The 16911-nt window shown below is 70.3% G+C and carries 17 protein-coding genes; 12 read left to right on the forward strand and 5 right to left on the reverse strand.

What is annotated here, in order from left to right; translation table 11 throughout:
- The first annotated feature begins 58 nt into the window (after positions 1–58).
- From N803_RS03905 to N803_RS03925, 5 genes are read left to right on the forward strand one after another with little or no spacing between them, the layout of a single operon-like run.
- The gene (locus N803_RS03905) at positions 59–511 is read left to right on the forward strand and encodes an SRPBCC family protein (RefSeq protein WP_035902852.1); all 453 of its coding nucleotides are present in this window, start codon (positions 59–61) and stop codon (positions 509–511) included.
- Positions 495–1721, forward strand: coding sequence for an ArsA family ATPase (locus tag N803_RS03910; RefSeq protein ID WP_035902853.1), 1227 nt, complete (start codon positions 495–497; stop codon positions 1719–1721). The genes N803_RS03905 and N803_RS03910 overlap by 17 nt, the downstream gene beginning before the upstream one ends.
- Positions 1711–2112 carry a hypothetical protein gene (locus N803_RS03915; protein ID WP_052111748.1) on the forward strand — a complete coding sequence of 134 codons (402 nt, stop codon included), beginning with the start codon at positions 1711–1713 and terminating at the stop codon, positions 2110–2112. Before N803_RS03910 ends, N803_RS03915 begins: the two co-directional genes overlap by 11 nt.
- On the forward strand, positions 2109–3071 hold the full coding sequence (locus N803_RS03920) for an ROK family glucokinase (protein WP_035902855.1): 963 nt from the start codon (positions 2109–2111) through the stop codon (positions 3069–3071). Before N803_RS03915 ends, N803_RS03920 begins: the two co-directional genes overlap by 4 nt.
- A 13-nt stretch (positions 3072–3084) precedes the next feature.
- Complete coding sequence (locus N803_RS03925; RefSeq protein WP_084764073.1) at positions 3085–3894, forward strand: endonuclease/exonuclease/phosphatase family protein; 810 nt, start codon at positions 3085–3087, stop codon at positions 3892–3894.
- Between the two features lie 22 nt (positions 3895–3916).
- On the opposite strand, the gene N803_RS03930 is transcribed toward N803_RS03925, so the two are convergent.
- Complete coding sequence (locus N803_RS03930) at positions 3917–4507, reverse strand: hypothetical protein (protein WP_035902856.1); 591 nt, start codon at positions 4505–4507, stop codon at positions 3917–3919.
- Positions 4508–4669: 162 nt separating this feature from the next.
- Between N803_RS03930 and N803_RS03935 the strand changes: the two genes are divergently transcribed.
- Genes N803_RS03935 through N803_RS03955 form a run of 5 tightly spaced genes read left to right on the forward strand, consistent with a single transcriptional unit; the run spans position 4670 to position 9886 of the window.
- Positions 4670–5509 (forward strand): lysophospholipid acyltransferase family protein, encoded by an 840-nt coding sequence (locus N803_RS03935; RefSeq protein WP_035902857.1) that lies wholly within the window; start codon positions 4670–4672, stop codon positions 5507–5509.
- A gap of 31 nt (positions 5510–5540) precedes the next feature.
- Complete coding sequence (gene macS, locus N803_RS03940; protein WP_169743037.1) at positions 5541–6707, forward strand: MacS family sensor histidine kinase; 1167 nt, start codon at positions 5541–5543, stop codon at positions 6705–6707.
- Complete coding sequence (locus N803_RS03945; RefSeq protein WP_035902858.1) at positions 6704–7399, forward strand: response regulator; 696 nt, start codon at positions 6704–6706, stop codon at positions 7397–7399. The genes macS and N803_RS03945 overlap by 4 nt, the downstream gene beginning before the upstream one ends.
- Before the next feature lie 52 nt (positions 7400–7451).
- On the forward strand, positions 7452–8804 hold the full coding sequence (locus N803_RS03950) for a class II 3-deoxy-7-phosphoheptulonate synthase (RefSeq protein ID WP_035902859.1): 1353 nt from the start codon (positions 7452–7454) through the stop codon (positions 8802–8804).
- Positions 8805–8815: 11 nt separating this feature from the next.
- Entirely contained in the window at positions 8816–9886 is a 1071-nt protein-coding gene (locus N803_RS03955; RefSeq protein WP_245616997.1) for a threonine aldolase family protein, read from the forward strand.
- 64 nt (positions 9887–9950) lie between these two features.
- Here the strand turns inward: N803_RS03955 and N803_RS03960 are convergent, their stop codons facing one another.
- The 3 genes from N803_RS03960 to N803_RS03970 form a co-directional block, all read right to left on the reverse strand.
- A complete protein-coding gene (locus tag N803_RS03960) occupies positions 9951–10886 on the reverse strand; it encodes a DMT family transporter (RefSeq protein WP_035902861.1) in 936 nt (311 codons plus the stop codon).
- A 1-nt stretch (position 10887) separates the two neighbouring features.
- Positions 10888–12879 (reverse strand): Stk1 family PASTA domain-containing Ser/Thr kinase, encoded by a 1992-nt coding sequence (gene pknB, locus N803_RS03965; RefSeq protein ID WP_035902863.1) that lies wholly within the window; start codon positions 12877–12879, stop codon positions 10888–10890.
- A gap of 62 nt (positions 12880–12941) precedes the next feature.
- Positions 12942–14090, reverse strand: a complete 1149-nt coding sequence (locus N803_RS03970; protein WP_052111752.1) for a LysM peptidoglycan-binding domain-containing protein — start codon at positions 14088–14090, stop codon at positions 12942–12944.
- A gap of 114 nt (positions 14091–14204) precedes the next feature.
- Between N803_RS03970 and N803_RS03975 the strand changes: the two genes are divergently transcribed.
- The gene (locus N803_RS03975; RefSeq protein WP_035902864.1) at positions 14205–14594 is read left to right on the forward strand and encodes an Rv2175c family DNA-binding protein; all 390 of its coding nucleotides are present in this window, start codon (positions 14205–14207) and stop codon (positions 14592–14594) included.
- Positions 14595–14789: 195 nt separating this feature from the next.
- On the opposite strand, the gene N803_RS03980 is transcribed toward N803_RS03975, so the two are convergent.
- On the reverse strand, positions 14790–15875 hold the full coding sequence (locus tag N803_RS03980; RefSeq protein WP_035902865.1) for a polyprenyl synthetase family protein: 1086 nt from the start codon (positions 15873–15875) through the stop codon (positions 14790–14792).
- Positions 15876–15946: 71 nt separating this feature from the next.
- On the opposite strand from N803_RS03980, the gene metF reads away from it, so the two are divergent.
- Complete coding sequence (gene metF, locus N803_RS03985; RefSeq protein ID WP_035902867.1) at positions 15947–16834, forward strand: methylenetetrahydrofolate reductase [NAD(P)H]; 888 nt, start codon at positions 15947–15949, stop codon at positions 16832–16834.
- Positions 16835–16911: the final 77 nt, after the last annotated feature.

Consider the following 16911-nt stretch of genomic DNA (forward strand, 5'->3'; position numbering starts at 1 on the left):
CGTGACATCCGCCGTCCTCCGATCCTAGAGGTAGGGGCCCGCCCGGTAGCCTGCGCCCATGACAGAAAGCACGTCGTCCAGCATCCATATCTCCGCCGACCCGGGCGCCGTGCTCGACGTCATCGCGGACTTCGAGGCCTATCCGCAGTGGGCCGAGCAGGTCAAGAGCGTCTCGATCCTCAGTGAGGATGGCGACGGGTGGGCCGATCAGGTCGAGTTCGTCCTCGATGCCGGCGCGGTCAAGGACACCTACGTCCTGGAGTACGACTGGGACGGCATCGCCGAGGATGGCTCCGGTGCCGTCACCTGGCAGCTGGTGCGGGCCGGCGTGCTCAAGGCGCTGGACGGGACCTACACGCTCACGGGCGATGCGGACGGCACTCAGGTCGACTACGCGCTCGCCGTCGACGTGAAGATCCCGATGATCGGCATGCTCAAGCGCAAGGCCGAGAAGCTCATCATCGACACGGCGCTCAAGGAGCTCAAGAAGCGCGTTGAGTCCCTCGGCTGAACCGCGCGTCGTCCTCGTCACGGGCAAGGGCGGTGTCGGCAAGACGACGACCGCCGCGGCCCTGGCGGTCGAGGCGGCCCGAGGGGGACGCCGGACCCTCGTGATGTCCACCGACGTCGCGCACAGCCTTGGCGACGCCCTCGGCGTGGAACTGCGGACATCCTCGTCGTGGGAACAGACGATGGCCGTGGAGGACCGTCTCCACGCGCAGGCGGTGGGGGCGCGCACGAGTGTTGCCGCCGACTGGGGGACGTTGCGTGACTACCTGCTCACCGTCCTCGACTCGATCGGCGTCGACCCGGTCGTGGCCGAGGAGTTCACCGCTCTCCCCGGTGCGGACGAGATCAGTGCCCTCCTGACGCTCGGACACCACGCCACGAGCGGCGACTGGGACGTCATCGTCGTCGACTGTGCCCCCACGGCCGAGACCCTGCGACTTCTGGCCCTGCCCGAAGTCCTCGGCTGGCACCTCGATCGGCTCATGCCGGTGCAGCGGCGTCTCCTCACGGCCATGCGACCGGCGGCCGCGGCGGCTGCCGGGTTGCCACTGCCGGGCCCGGAGGTCGTCGACGTCATCACGATGTGGCGCGAGCACATGGCCGAGGTCCGCACGATGCTCACCTCGGAGCACGCGAGCGTGCGGATCGTCCTCACTCCCGAGAACGTCGTGATCGCCGAGGCCCGACGAATCCTCACCTCGCTGTCACTGCACGGGTATGCCGTCGACGCCGTGGTCGTCAATCGCGTCATCCCGGTGGACGAGGACCCGTGGCGCGCGGCGTGGAACGCCGCCCAGGCCAGTGGTCTGCGCACCATCACGGAGTCCTTCCACGGCATCCCGGTCCTCACGGCGCCCTATCTGGCGGGAGAGCCCACTGGGCCGGACGCCCTGGCGGACCTCGCGGCCCAGACGGACAGTCTGGACGGGGAGGCGCCCGCACTGGACGCGCCCGTGCCACCACGGGGCCTCCACGTCGAGGCCGATGGGGACGACTTCGTCCTCGTGTTGCCCCTTCCGCTGGCACGGTCGGGGGATGTCGACCTCGCCCGCCGCGCCGACGACCTCGTCGTCGACGTCAGCGGTGTGCGCAGGGTCATCGCGTTGCCGTCGGTGCTGCGACGGTGCATCGTCAAGAATGCAGGGGTGCGCTCCGGTGAACTGCGAGTGCGATTCGTCCGTGATGAGGAGGTGTGGCCCCGTGGACGCTGACACGCGACTCGATGCCGCGGTGGGATCTGTGGCCGAGGAGGCGGCGAAGTTGCTCGAGGCTCTGGGGCGCTCAGCCGCCCCACGAGGTGAGCGACGCGCCGACGACTCGGATGCGTCGGACACGCCGACGGGTGAGCACGTCCACGTCGCGGTGGGTGACGCCGAGTCGTGCACCTGGTGTCCGGTCTGCCGCTCGGTCACGGCCCTGCGTGGCGTCAGCCCCGAGACCATGGAGCGACTCGCTGACCTGGCCGCCGCTGCGGCGACGTTGTTCGCGGACCTGGCGAGCCGGCATACGCCGACGTCGGAAACCCGACCACGCGCGACGCCGGGCGACCGCACTCCACGTACCGAACCGATCGCCGTCGTCGACGAGGAGGACGTCCCGTGAGTCTGGCCATCGGCATCGACATCGGGGGCACCAAGGTCGCCGGCGGTGTCGTCGACGAGAGCGGCTCGATCCTCGCGCGGGCGCGCCGGGACACACCGCACCGGTCCAAGCGTCCGCAGGTGGTCGAGGACACGATCGTCGACGTCGTGGAGGAGTTGCGGGCCGCACACCCCGGCGTCGGCTCCGTGGGTATCGGGGCGGCCGGGTTCGTCGCCGCCGACCGAGCCACCGTCGCCTTCGCCCCGCACCTCTCGTGGCGCGATGAACCCCTGCGCGACAACCTGAGCAAGCGCATCGACGCGCCGATCCTCGTCGACAACGACGCCAACGCCGCGTGCTGGGCCGAATGGAGATTCGGTGCGGCACAGGGCGATCCGGACGTCGTCATGGTCAATCTCGGGACCGGGATCGGGGGCGCCATCCTCATCGAGGGCGAGATCTTTCGCGGGCGATACGGGATCGCGGGCGAGTTCGGCCACATGCAGGTCGTCCCGGAGGGGCAGCGGTGCGAGTGCGGCAATCGGGGCTGCTGGGAGCAGTACGCGTCGGGCAACGCCCTCGTGCGAGAGGCCCGCGCCATGATCCTCGCGAACTCACCCGTGGCGACCGACCTCGCGGCCCGCGTCGATGGGCGTGCCGACGAGCTGACCGGACCCATCGTCACCGAGGCCGCCCGCGACGGTGATCCCACCTCGACCGAACTCCTCGCCGAGATCGGCCACTGGCTTGGCATCGGCATCGCCAACCTCGCGGCGGCCCTCGACCCCGGGACCTTCGTCATCGGCGGGGGAGTGTCTGCCGCCGGCGAGCTCCTCCTCGGGCCGGCTCGCGACACGTTCCGGCGTCGGCTCACCGGGCGCGGCTATCGCCCCGAGGCCCGCATCGTCGCCGCACGGTTGGGCAACGAGGCCGGGCTGATCGGTGCTGCCGACCTCGCCCGCAACGCTGCGCAGGGCTGACCACGGGGCGGGCATGACCACGATCCGGATCGCGAGCTACAACACCCGTGACTTCCTGGAGGACCCGTATGCCGCGGCGCGGGTCGTGCGCGCCATCGACCCCGACGTGCTCTGCCTCCAGGAGGTGCCACGTCGCCTGTTCTCGCCACAGAGGGTCGCGAACTTCGCGCGCGACTGCGGAATGTTCTGGTCCGGCAGGCACCGGGGGAGCGGCGGGACGACGATCTTCACCTCATTGCGGGTCGACGTCGTCGAGTCCCGGCACCACCGACTCCGGGTTGCCCGCCTCCAACGCACTCGGGGTTTTGCCCTGGCCCGCGTGGCGGCCCCCGGTCGGGAGCCGATCGCTGTGGCGAGTGTCCACCTCAGCCTCGACGCGCACGAGCGGGCCGAGCACGCTCGCGTCATCCTCAAGTCGATCAACGTCGGCGGCGAAGTTGTCCTCGCCGGTGATCTCAACGAGGGCGACTCCGGTGAGGCCTGGAAGGCGTTCGCCGGCGTGATGCGCCTCGTGTCACCGACGACTCCGACCTACCCGGCGAGTCGGCCACGCCGGGTCCTCGACGTCATCTTTGCCTCACCGGGTCTGCGGCCGTTGCCGCACGTCGACGTGGCGATTCCCGAGGCCGACCTCGTTGCGGGGAGCGACCATCGCCCGACCTGGGTCGACATCGCCCTCGACGAACCGACCGCGACGCAGGAGCGCGCCGAGGCGGCTGCCGAACGGGCGAGCGCGGCCGTCACCGAGGAGATGGTCAGCGAGGCCGAAGCCGAGTCTGACGTCGAAGCCGAGACTGGCGCCGAGGCCCGAACCACTCCCTAGAACACGAGGCAGAGCGCTCGGGTCAGACGCGAGCGCCGTCGTCGTCCTCGAGGTTGCGGTGCTTGGGCTGGCGCATGACGAGCAGCCCGAAGCCGCCGAGAAAGAGGACGATCGACCCGAGGATCCACCACCCGCGATAGAACGGGCCGGTCACCGCGATCCAGACCATGAGCAGCGGGCCACCGACGAGTCCCACGATCGCACCCCAGTAGCCCAGATCCTCGCCGGGTGGCAACTGCACCGGGCCGGGCTCGAAGTGGTCGTCCTCGTCGTCGATGCTCGGACCGGCACGCCACGCGCCCGGCGCGCCCGCCTCGTCGGGCGTCGTACCCGCGCCGAGAGCTGTCGGCTCGGTGACGGCTGGGGGCCCGGCGTGAGGAGCGGTGACGTCGCTGAGGTCCGACTGCGCGTCGGCGTCGGCGTCGCCGTCGCCGTCGCCGTCAGCAGCATCCGTGGCGGCGTCAGGCTCGGGCGCCGTGGGCTCGGAACGGGACAACGCGGTATACGCCGTCGTGATGTCCTGGACGGTCTGCGGTTTGGGCAACCGGTCCGCGTCGTCGTCCCAGTGGGCGACGATCGCGTCGAACTCGGCGTCGATGTCACGCTCGCTCATGGGGCTGCCTCACGGAGATGGGACGTACGGAGAAATGGTGCCACGCTCCGGCGCACGACGCGCCGGGACATGTGCGCCAACGTCGACCACTGCGTGAATAGTCCACCGAGGGCAGGGAACCTGTGCACTAGAGTCGAACTCGTCTCGACGGAAAGGACGACGGTGTTCTACTGGGTGCTCAAAACGGTGGTCCTGGGCCCACTGCTCAAGCTCCTCTTCCGTCCATGGGTGGAGGGTGAGGAAAACATCCCCGAGACCGGCGGGGCGATCTTCGCGAGCAACCACCTCTCGTTCTCCGACTCGATCTTCCTTCCGCTCGTCGTGCCGCGCCGGATGACGTTTCTGGCCAAGGCCGACTACTTCACCGGCGCCGGGCTCAAGGGCCGTCTCACGGCAGCGTTCTTCCGCGGTGTCGGTCAGGTGCCCGTCGACCGTTCCGGAGGCAAGGCGAGCGAGGCCGCCCTCAACTCCGGCCTCAAGATCCTCAACCGTGGTGAGCTGCTCGGGCTCTATCCCGAGGGCACGCGCTCGCCGGACGGTCGCCTCTACAAGGGCAAGACCGGTGTGGCGCGCATGGCCCTCGAGGCGGGCGTCCCCGTCATCCCCGTTGCCATGATCGACACCGACAAGGCCCAGCCGACGGGCAAGGTGATCCCCAAGGTCATGCGGGTCGGCGTCAAGATCGGCAAGCCGTTGGACTTCTCGCGCTACCAGGGCATGGAGGACGACCGGTTCGTCCTGCGCTCGATCACCGACGAGGTGATGTACGCGCTGATGGAGCTCTCCGGTCAGGAGTACGTCGACATGTATGCCGGGTCGATGAAGGACCGGATGACGCGCGCCAAGCGGATCCTCCAGCGCGAGCAGGCCGAGGCCGCCAAGCCCGGACGCGCCGTGGACGAACTCGAGCGGGAGCTCGAGGGCCTCGACAGCGGGCACGGGCAGTCCGGCGAGTCCGGCGGCTCGGGTCGCTCGCGCACCGACGAACAACGTGCCGGCTGAGGTCGTGAACCGCCGGGGGGCCCTCTTTGGCGTGACCGCGCGATCGGTGCGGACCGGGCGCGCCGAACCGGTCATCGTCGAGGCCTTCTCGCGCGGCCTCGACTGGTTCCGTCCCGCAGCCGCCCTGTATGCCGGCACCGTCGTGTGGCGACGCCACGACGCGATGCTGCGGCCCTGGGTGGCGTTCACCGTCATCGCGGTGCTCATGGCGTTCAGCCTCGCGCTGCTGGTCTTCCGGCGGCGGACCACGGGCCTGCTCGTCGCGGAGGTCGCGCTCGCGGTCGGAGGGATCTTCGCGACCCTCCTCGCCGACCATCCCGAGGACGTCGCGGCCGGACAGTTCACCCTGCCGACCATCTGGGCAGCGGGCTGCGTTGCTGGGGCGGCGGTGCTGCACGGGCGACTGGGCGGGTTCGTCGTGGCTGCCGTCATCGCGACTGCGGACATCCTCGAGGTGGGGTCACCGACGCCCACGACGTGGCACAACATCCTCCTGCTCTTCCTCCTCGGCGTCCTCATCGGACTCGCCATCGACCTAGCGCGCGGCAGCCTCCAGCGCTACGAGCAGGTCCTCGCCGAACGCGAACGGCTGCGCGAGCGTGAACGGCTGGCGCGCGTGGTCCACGACGGCGTGCTCCAGACGCTGGCCTTCATCCACCGGCGCGGTGAGGAGATGGGAGGCGACGGGGCGGAACTCGGTCGGCTCGCGGCCGAGCAGGAGCGGACCCTGCGCCGCCTCGTCTCGCAGGACGTCGTGAACCCGCGCCCCGAGTCCACTGTTGCGGGTGCTGCTCCAGTCGCGCTCGGCGACCTCCGCGCCGTCCTCGGGTCCCATGAGGGCGAACGGGTCAGCGTCTCGCTGCCGGGCGGTCCCGTCCTCGTCGACGGCGAGCGCGCGTCCGAGATCGATGCCGCCGTCGTGGCCGCCCTGGACAACGTCGACCGTCACGCCGGCCCGGAGGCCCGCGCTTGGGTGCTGCTCGAGGACAGCGGTGAGACCGTGACCGTGACCGTGCGCGACAACGGCGTGGGCGACGAGCCCGAGCACCTGCACTCGGCGGCCCAGCGCGGCCGCCTCGGCGTCAGCCAGTCCATCATCGGACGCGTCCGCGACCTCGGCGGGTCGGCCGAGATCGTCACTCGACCCGGCGGTGGTTGCCGGGTCGTCATCTCCGTTCCCCGCGAGGAGTCGGCATGACCGACAGTGCACGCCCGACGACAGTGGTCGTGGCCGATGACCACCCCCTGTGGTTGGGCGCCCTGGAGCGGGACCTCGCCGAGGCCGGACTCGAAGTCGTCGCGACGGCAGCCGACGGCCCGTCGACCGTCCGGCGCACGCGGGCCACCCAGCCCGACGTCCTCGTCCTCGACCTCAACCTGCCGGGGATGCGCGGCGACGAGGTGTGCCGTGCCCTCGGCGACCTCGAGACGAGGGTGCTCATCCTGTCCGCCAGCGGTGAGCAACTCGACGTCCTCGCCGCCATCAAGGCGGGCGCGACCGGCTACCTCGTGAAGTCCGCCTCGAGCCAGGAGATCGTCGAAGCGGTCGCGGCGACGGCCCGGGGCGAGGCGGTGTTCACACCCGGTCTGGCCGGCCTGGTGCTGGGGGAGTTCCGGCGCATGGCGGCGGGGGACACCGGGCAGGAGGCTGCCCAGGCCCCGGCGGGCCGGCCCATCCCCGAACTGACCGACCGCGAGACCGAGGTGTTGCGCCTCGTCGCGACCGGCATGTCCTACAAGGAGATCGCCGCCGAGCTCGTCCTCTCGCACCGGACCGTCCAGAACCACGTCCAGAACACTCTGGGGAAGCTGCACCTGCACAACCGCGTCGAACTCGTCCGGTTCGCCCTCGCCCGGGGGCTGGAGGACGGACCGACCGGCCGGGACTGACCGGCATACGGGCGCCGCAGGCCACGAGTCGAGACGCGCCTATCCTTGACAGGTGAGCACGACGACCGACGCGGACCTGAGCATCCACATCGAGGCGACCCCCGATCTACCCGCTGCCCAGCAGCCGGTGTGGCCGGACGCAGTCGCCCTCGACTCTGCCGTCGCCGAGCTCGCCGCCTATCCGCCGCTGGTCTTCGCGGGTGAGTGCGACGTCCTGCGCGAACGGATGGCTGCCGCGAGCCGCGGTGAGGCCTTCGTCCTCCAGGGCGGTGACTGCGCCGAGACGTTCGCGGGAGCGACGGCCGACAACATCAAGAACCGGATCAAGACGATCCTGCAGATGGCCGCCGTCCTGACCTACGGCGCCTCCGTCCCGGTGGTCAAGGTGGGGCGCATGGCGGGGCAGTTCGCCAAGCCGCGCAGCAGCAACACCGAGACCCGTGAGGGCGTGACCCTGCCGGCCTACCGCGGCGACATGGTCAACGATTTCGAGTTCACCGAGTCGGCGCGCACGCCGGACCCGCAGCGACTCGTGCGGGCCTACCACGCGAGCAGCGCGACCCTGAACCTCGTGCGTGCATTCACGACCGGTGGGTTCGCCGACCTGCGCCACGTCCACGACTGGAACAAGGGCTTCGTCGCCAACGCCGCGAACCAGCGCTACGAGAAGCTCGCCCGTGACATCGACAAGGCGATGAAGTTCATGGCCGCGTGCGGCGCCGACTTCGAGGCCATGCGCACGACGGAGTTCTTCGCCGCCCACGAGGCTCTGCTCCTCGACTACGAACGTCCGCTGACGCGTGTCGACTCGCGCACCGGCGATCTGTACGACACGTCCGGGCACTTCATCTGGATCGGCGAGCGCACACGCGACCTCGGCGGTGCCCACCTCGACTTCGTCAGCCGCATCCACAACCCGATCGGCGTCAAGGTGTCGGCCAAGGCTCAGGTCGACGACCTGCTGCGGATGATCGACCTCGTCGACCCGGATCGCACGCCCGGCCGACTGACCTTCATCACCCGCATGGGCGCCGGTCAGATCCGTGAGGCGCTGCCGTCGATCGTCGAGAAGGTCACGGCGAGCGGGGCCGCGGTGACGTGGATCTGCGACCCGATGCACGGCAACACGTTCGAGTCCGCGTCGGGCTACAAGACGCGCGACTTCGACGACGTCGTCGAGGAGGTCCGCGGGTTCTTCGAGGTCCACCAGGGCCTCGGCACGGTGCCTGGTGGCATCCACGTGGAACTCACCGGCAACGACGTGACCGAGTGCCTCGGCGGCTCCGAGAAGATCCTCGACGCGGACCTGTCGCAGCGCTACGAATCGGTGTGCGACCCGCGCCTCAACCACCAGCAGAGTCTGGAGTTGGCGTTCCTCGTCGCCGAGATGCTCAGCCGCGACTGAGGCTGTCACCCGTGACCAACGACCATTCCGGTATGCCGTCCGGCTGGGTTGCGGACCTGCTGTCCGACACGTTGACCAAGCCGACCGCGGCCATGCGGGCTGCGATGGTCGAGGCCCCGGTCGGCGACGACGTCTTCGGTGAGGACCCGACGGTCGCCGAGCTGGAGTCCCGGGTCGCCGGTCTGCTCGGTCACGAGGCGGGGCTCTTCGCGCCGACGGGTTCGATGGCCAACCAGTTGGGCATGCGCCTGCACGTCGAGGCCGGCCAGGAGGTCATCGCCGACTCCTTGGCGCACGTCCTTCGGGCCGAACTCGGTGCGGCGGCAGTGCTGTCCGGCATCTCGTCGCGGTCGTGGGCGGCCGAACGCGGACGTCTCGAGGCCGATGGCCCGCTGGGCCTGATGAGCGTCGGCGCCGGTCCCTACCAGGTCGGCACGGCCCTGATCGTCGTCGAGAACACCCACAACTTCGGTGGCGGAACGATCCAGCCACTGGAGACCATCCGTGAGGTTCGCGCCGCCAGCCGTGAGGGGGGCGTCGCCATGCACCTCGACGGTGCGCGGCTCTGGAATGCGCACGTGGCGACGGGCATCCCGCTGGCGGACTACGGCCGCGAGTTCGACACTGTGAGTGTCTGCCTGTCCAAGGGGCTGGGTGCCCCCGTGGGTTCCGTGCTCGTCGGCTCGAAGGAGCTCATGGCTCGGGCACGCATCTGGCGCAAGCGGTTCGGTGGCGGAATGCGGCAGGTCGGCATCCTGGCCGCCGCCGGTCTGCACGCCCTCGACCACCACGTCGAGCGCCTGGACGAGGACCACGCCCGCGCGGCCCGGTTCGCAGCCGCGGTCGGCGAGGTGGCTCCGTGGGTCGTCTCTCCCGAAGCCGTCGAGACCAACATCGTGATGCTCGACCTGGGTGAAACCCGTTGGGCACCAGCGGAACTCGTCGACGCGGCAGCGCAACGCGGCATACGCGTCTATGCGGCTGGACCGCGCGCGGTCCGCCTTGTCTGGCACCTTGACGTCGACGACGCGGCGACCGACGCCGCGACCGAGGTCTTCACCAACCTTCTTTCTCGCAACTGATTTCTCGCTGGGCGAGTGGCTCGCTGCCCTCGCAACTCACCCAGCAGGCAATCAGATGCGGGGGTCAGACGTCGTGATGGAGGATCTCGGCGGGCGGGTCCTCCAGGGCGGACACGGTGTCGTCGTGGTCGGTGCCGCGCAGCTCCACGAGATACATGGCGGTGAGCACGAGCCCGCCGCCGAGGAGCAGGCGCCACGTCAGCGACTCTCCGCCGAGCACGACCGCGAACAGGGCCGCGAAGACGGGCTCCATCGCCATGACGATCGCGGCACGCGTGGCCGTGAGGTGGGCCTGGGCCCAGGTCTGCGCGATGAGGGCACCGGCCCCGGCGAACACGGCCATGTAGAGGAGCGAGGCCCACTGCCCGCCGGTCGCGGGCAGGGCCACGCCGCCTGGAAGGGCAGGAAGGAGGCACACCACGGCAATGACGGCAGCCTGCACGGTCGAGAGCCCGAGTGCCGTGCCCGGCGTCGACCACCGACCCAGGGCGAGAATGTGCAGCGCATAGACCGCGGCCGAGCCGAGCGTGAGCGCCTCACCGAACCCCATCGCGAGACCCTGCAGCGAGAGCACCCCGATGCCGACCATGGCGATCGTCGCGGCGACCCAGGCGGCGCGCGGCACGTGGTCCCGCAGCAACAGCGCGCCGAGGACCGGGGTCAGGACGATGTAGGTCCCCGTGAGGAAGCCGGACACCGACGCAGCCGTGGTCTCGAGTCCGACGGTCTGCAGGAGCTGCGCCACGGCATACAGGACTCCAAGGGCGGCGCCGAGCGTCAGTTCGCGCCGGGTGAGGGCGAGCGTCTGACGACGGAAGACGGCAAACATGAGGACCGCCGCGATCCCGAAGCGCACCGCGAGGAAGTCGGCCGAGGGGACGTGCTCGACGAGGTCGCGGATGAGGAAGAACGTCGAACCCCAGACCGCCGTGACGGCAAGCAGGAGAAACACGGCGAGACGAGCGTGGCCGCTCGCCGCCTGCGGGGGAGCCGTGGCCACGTCAGACCGTCGTCACGACGATCTCGCTCCCCTTGGGCTGCTGAGAACCTTCCGGCGGGTTGAGCCCCTGCACCGTCCCGAAGTTGATACCGGGGATGGCCTGACGCTCGGTGACCTTGAAGCCGAGGCCCTCGAGGATTCCCTTGACCTCGGTGAACTGCTTGCCGATGAGTCCACCGGGGATGCCGACGAGTACTGGCCCCTTGGACACGACGACCGAGACCTTGTCGCCCTTGAAGAGGTCGCCACTGGCCGGGTCCTGACGGATGATCGAGCCGGCCGGGATCGTGTCGTGGTTCTCCTGGGGTCCGGACTCCTCGACGACGAGACCCTCCTTCTCCAGCGCCGCCTTGGCCTCGGCCAGGGGCTTGCCCGTGAAGTCGGTGACCTTGATGGGCTGGGGACCCTTGCTCACGGTGAGCGCGACGGCCGCGCCGGGCTTGAGTTGCGTGCCGGCCTTGGGGTCGGTGGAGATGACCTGATCCTTGGGCACGGTCTCGCTGAAGGTCTCGGTGACCTTGCCGAGGACGAGATTGGCCGCCTGGATCTGGTTCGTGGCCTCGGTGAGCGCGACTCCGGCCAGGGTTGGCACGCCGTAGCGCTCCGGGCCCTTGCTCACCGTCACGGTGACGGAGGTGCCGCGTCGGACCTCTTCGTTGGCCTTGGGCGTGGTCGCGATGACCTGGCCCTTGGCCACCGTCTCACTGAACTCCTCGCGGGGGTTGGCCTTGAGGTGTGCGGTCTCGAGCGCCGACTGGGCCGCCGCGATGGGCTGACCGACGACGGCCGGCACGATCGTCGGCGCACCCGGCCCGGCGATGAAGAACCATGCCGTGGCCGACGCGATCGCGGCCGAGACGACGACGAGGATCCAGGGCCACACGGCGCGTCGACCACTGGCCTGAGCGGCGCGCCGGGTGGTGACGCCTGCCGTGGCTGGAGGTGCCCCGCGCACCTGGTCGCGCAGCGACGTCCCGGGCTGGGACGCGCCCACGGGGGCCGGAACGTGGGCGGGGGAAACGTGGGCGGGGGGAACCGGAGCGGCGGCAGCGGTGCGATCCACCGGGAGCGCGGTGGTGCGCGTGGTGGTGGCCGCCGCGGTTGCGGCCGCGGCATCCGTCGGACGGTCATCGAGCTCGTCGGCGCTGAGTTCGGTGCGGGCCGTGCGCAGCAGATCGGCGAAGGCGCCGGCGTCGTCCGGGCGGTCATCGGGATCCAGAGCGGTGGCGGTGGCGACGGCCTCGTCGAGCACCGCGGGTGCGTTGGGGTCGCGGCTGCTCAGGCGGGGGGCACCCGCGTGCACGTGCTGGTAGGCGACGTTGATCGGGGTGTCCCCGTCGAAGGCCTTCGCGCCGGTCAGCATCTCGAAGAGGACGAGGCCAGCGGCGTAGACGTCGCTGCGGGCGTCGGCGATGCCGCGTTCGACCTGCTCGGGGGAGAGGTAGGCGACCGTTCCGAGGAGGAGGCCCGACGACGACGTCACCGTCTGGGAGGTCACCGCTCGGGCCAGGCCGAAGTCGGCGACCTTGACCGCGCCGTCCTCACGCAGGATGACGTTCTCGGGCTTGATGTCCCGGTGGATGATCCCCGCCTGGTGTGCCGCCGACAGGGCGTCGAGCACCGGCACCATGATGTCGAGGGCTGCGCGTGGTGTCAGCGCACCCTCGGCCTTGATGACCTCGCGGAGCGTCTGGCCGTGGACGTACTCCATCGCGAGGAACATGCGCCCGTCGTCCTCGCCCTGGTCGTACACGGCGACGACACCGGGGTGCGACAGCCGCGCCGCGGACCGGGCCTCACGATGGAATCGCGACCGGAATGTCGGGTCCTGGGCCAGGTGCGGACGCATGACCTTGAGGGCCACGTCGCGGTCGAGCCGGGTGTCGAGAGCGAGATAGACCGTCGCCATTCCACCCTCGGCAAGGCGCTCGATGACGCGGTAGCGACTGTCGAGGATCTCGCCGACGAGATTGTCGGTGGGGGCGGTGGACACCAGTTGAGTGTACGGACTGCGCACGCGCGGTCCGTGAACCCCGGTCTCCGACGCTCCTGGTGTCACATACGACCCTTGAGCGCCTTGACGTTCGCGACGTAGCTCTTGGTGTCGGTGAACATGCCGCGCGACCTCACCGAGGCCAGGCCCTGGTAGTAGCCGGCGATGGCGATGTCCTCCGACCCGGAGGCCCGCGTGAGCGCCCGCAGCATGACGACGCCGGCCGTGACGTTGTCCTGCGCGTTGAGCAGATCGAGCTTGCGACCGATGAGCATCGAGGCCCACTCGCCGCCTGACGGGATGACCTGCATGATCCCCACGGCGTTCGCCACGGAGACCTGCCTCTGGTTCCACCCGGACTCCTGCATCGAGATGGCGAGGGCGAGCTTCGGGTCGACCCCGTGTCGGCGGGCGGTCGAGATGATCATCGCCTTGGTCTGGGCGCGGGTCGGGACGGCGCGCTTGCTGAGGATCTCGCGGTTGCGTGCAGCGTTCTGGACGATCCGGTCGGGGTAGGTGCGGCCGGCGAACGTGTTCGGCAGGGCCGGCTTCGGTGCCGTCTTCGGCGCCGCCGCGCCTGGGATGGTGAGGCGCTGGCCCGAATAGATCGTCGTGCCGCGCAGGCCGTTGGCCTTGACCAGGGCGGCGACGGTGCGGCCGTGCTTCGCGGCGATCCCGATCAGCGTGTCGCCACTTCGGACCGTGTATGCCGTCCCGCTCGTCTTCGCGGGTGCCGCGGCCTTTCCGGCCTTCGCGGGCGTGGCGGCGGCGGGCGTGGAGGCAGTGGCCGAGAGACGCAGGCGCTGGCCGGGGAAGATGAACGAGCCGGGGGAGATGCCGTTGGCCTTGGCGAGCGCGGGAACCGTGGTGCCGAATCGGGCGGCGAGGTCGTAGAGGGTGTCGCCGTTGGCCACGGTGTGCACGGCGGCCGGACGGGGCGTGGCACGGGGCGTCGCCTTGGCCGTCGACGTGCCGTGACCGGGGACGAGGATCGTTGCACCGGCCCAGAGTCGGCGCGCGTCGTCGATGCCATTCCTGGCCGCGAGCGCCTGCGGCGTCGTCCGGAACGTGGCGGCGAGCCCGATGAGGGTGTCGCCCGGCTTCACCGTGTAACTCGTCCAGCCGTGGGGGGCCGGGCTGGCGTGGGTCGACACCGTCGTGGGAATCACGGCTGTCGGGGGCACCGTCGCGGGAGGCAGTGCGATGACCATGAGTGCCGTCCTTTCCGTTGCGACGGCTGGAAACACGCCGTCGTGTTGTATGTGTGGCTCCTGTGGCAGGCGTTGACAGAGTAGCGGGTGTGACTAGTCAGGCGTGGGATCTTCATGTGGCACGCTGGCCTCGTGAAAGATCAGGACACCGATCTCGAGGCCCTCGTCGGCCAGTGGCTGACCGTTCCCGACCTCGCCGAACGCCTCGGAGTGCCGCTGTCGGCCGTGCGTCGGCTCATCGACGATCGGGAGTTGCTGTCGGCCCGCGTCGGTGAGCGCAAGGTGGTCGGCGTCCCCGAGAAGTTCCTCGACGAGGAGGGCGTGCTGCCCGCGCTCAAGGGGACCTTCACCGTGCTCGGCGACGGCGGCATGAACGACGCCGAGATCCTCACATGGTTGTTCACCCCGGATCCCACGCTGCCCGTCGAGGGTGCGCCGATCGACTCATTGCGCGGTGGGTTCAAGACCGAGGTGCGGCGCCGCGCCATGGAACTCGCCTTCTAGCCCTTCTTCGTATGCCGTTCGGCTGAGACTGGGGTCGCCCGCGCAACGTCGAGGCGCCGCAGTCCCATCCGCCGTCCGCGCGCTGAGCGCGCTCCCGGCTCCCGCCAGGCCCAGCCGGCGGCGCCTCGACGTTGCGCTGGCTCCCGGTGACCGTTCACCCTTCCGGCGGGCCAGCACCACGCGGCTCGGGGCCGGTCAGGCGGTGCGGGCGGTGGAGATCTCGACGAGCTGGTCGAGGATGACTGCGGCGTCGGGGGCGACGGTCGTGGCCGCGGCAAGTGAGGCGCGGGCGTGGGTCGCGAGGTCGGTGATCTCCTGCTCGACGGCGTCGACGGCGCCGGAATCGGTGATGACCGAGCGGAGGGTGTCGACGTCGGCGGGGGACAGGTCCGGGTTGCCGAGGTGGGTGGCGAGGAGGTCGCGTCCGCGGTCGTCGGTGCCGGTCAGGGTGTGGGCGATGAGGACGGTGCGCTTGCCCTCGCGCAGGTCGTCGCCCGCCGGCTTGCCCGTCGCCTCCGGGTCGCCGAAGACACCGAGGAGGTCGTCCCGGAGCTGGAAGGCGTGCCCGAGGTCGAGGCCGTAGGTGGAGAGGTGTGCCAGGTCGGGCTCGGCCAGGCCACCAGCGGCGGCGCCGATGAGGAGCGGGTGCTCGACGGTGTACTTGGCGCTCTTGTAGCGGATGACCCGTTGCGCGCGCTCGACCCGCTCGGCCGCAGGCAGGTCGTCCCACGGGCGCACCGAGTCGACGACATCGAGGAACTGCCCGGCCATGAGCTGGGTCCGCATGCGGTCGAAGACGACCCGACCTCGGGCGAGGTCCTCGGTCGCGAGACCACTCGTCGCGACGAGTTCGTCGGTCCAGGTGAGGCAGAGGTTGCCCGCGAGGATCGCGCCCGCCGTGCCGAACCGGGCGTCGTCCCCGCCCCAGCCACGCTCGGAGTGGACGGCTGCGAGCGCTCGGTGAGCGGCCGGCATACCCCGTCGGGTGTCCGAGTCGTCCATCACGTCGTCATGAATGAGCGCCGCGGCCTGGAAGAACTCCATCGCCGTGGCGAGGCGCACGAGGGCGTCGGAGTCCGGACGACCGGCCGCGCGGTGGCCCCAGTAGAGGAAGGCGGCACGCAACCGCTTGCCGCCGGCGAGGAGCGCGCGGATGCGGTCGAGCAGGTCGCCGATATCCGGGCCGAGCTCCTCGAGGACGCCCGCCTGGTGGCGCAACTCGTCGTCGATGCAGGTCTGGACCCGCGTGCGCAGATCGGCCACATCCAACGGGCTGGTCACGAACGCTCCTCGAGTCTCACGGGGTGTGGGCACCGAGCCTACGGCCTTGCGGCTCGACTAATCTCACGGGTATGGCACCCCGATCGATCCCCGGACTGCTCGCGAGCGAGCGGCCCTCGGTGAGTTTCGAGTTCTTCCCGCCCAAGGACGACGCGTCCGAGGCGGCCCTCTGGGATGCCATCCGTCGCCTCGAGCGGGTTCGGCCCGACTTCGTGTCCGTGACCTACGGCGCCGGAGGGTCGACCCAGGACCGCACGGTCCGGGTCACCGAACGCATCGCGCGCGAGACGACTCTCACCCCGCTGGCCCACCTCACCTGCGTCGGGGCGTCCGTCGAGGACATCCGCCGCGTCGTGGGGCAGTACGCCGCGGCCGGCGTCCGCAACATCCTCGCGCTCCGTGGGGACCCGCCGGGCAACCCCGGCGGCGAGTGGGTCGCCCACCCCGAGGGGCTCAACCACGCGACGGACCTCGTCCACCTCATCCGGCAGTTGGGTGACTTCACGATCGGGGTTGCGGCCTTCCCGGACGTGCACCCGGCGTCGCCCGACCTCGACCACGACGTCGACGTGATGGTGCGCAAGGCGGACGCGGGCGCGAGCTTCGCCGTGACCCAGATGGTCTTCGACGCCGACACCTACCTGCGCCTGCGTGACCGGGTCGCCGCCCACCGCGATCTGCCGATCACGCCCGGGCTCATGCCGGTGACGAACCTCAAGCAGATCACCCGCATGTCCGAGCTCATGGGCACACCGTTGCCACGGGCGGTCGTCGACCGGCTCGAGGCCGTCGCTGGTGACCCGGACGCGGTCCGTTCCGTCGGTGTCGAGATCGCGACCGAGCTCGCGCAGCGCATGCTCGCCGAGGGGGCTCCCGGGCTGCACTTCATCACGATGAACCGGTCGACGGCCACACTCGAGGTCCACGACAACCTCGGGCTCTCGACCGGCGCTCGCTGACGATCTGAGTACCCCGGATGTCGGGAATCTGAGTATTCGTACTGATCCGGCACCACCCGAACTGCCGCGAGAGTAGT

It is taken from the genome of Knoellia subterranea KCTC 19937 (assembly GCF_000768685.1).
GTDB classification, from domain to species: domain Bacteria; phylum Actinomycetota; class Actinomycetes; order Actinomycetales; family Dermatophilaceae; genus Knoellia; species Knoellia subterranea.

Bases quoted from the DNA above. Each gene is read 5' to 3' on its own strand.
- N803_RS03930 (WP_035902856.1), bottom strand. From the start codon at position 4,507: ATGAGCGAGCGTGACATCGACGCCGAGTTCGACGCGATCGTCGCCCAC.
- N803_RS03905 (WP_035902852.1), top strand. From the start codon at position 59: ATGACAGAAAGCACGTCGTCCAGCATCCATATCTCCGCCGACCCGGGC.
- N803_RS03975 (WP_035902864.1), top strand. From the start codon at position 14,205: ATGTGGCACGCTGGCCTCGTGAAAGATCAGGACACCGATCTCGAGGCC.
- N803_RS03925 (WP_084764073.1), top strand. From the start codon at position 3,085: ATGACCACGATCCGGATCGCGAGCTACAACACCCGTGACTTCCTGGAG.
- metF (WP_035902867.1), top strand. From the start codon at position 15,947: ATGGCACCCCGATCGATCCCCGGACTGCTCGCGAGCGAGCGGCCCTCG.
- N803_RS03970 (WP_052111752.1), bottom strand. From the start codon at position 14,090: ATGGTCATCGCACTGCCTCCCGCGACGGTGCCCCCGACAGCCGTGATT.
- N803_RS03945 (WP_035902858.1), top strand. From the start codon at position 6,704: ATGACCGACAGTGCACGCCCGACGACAGTGGTCGTGGCCGATGACCAC.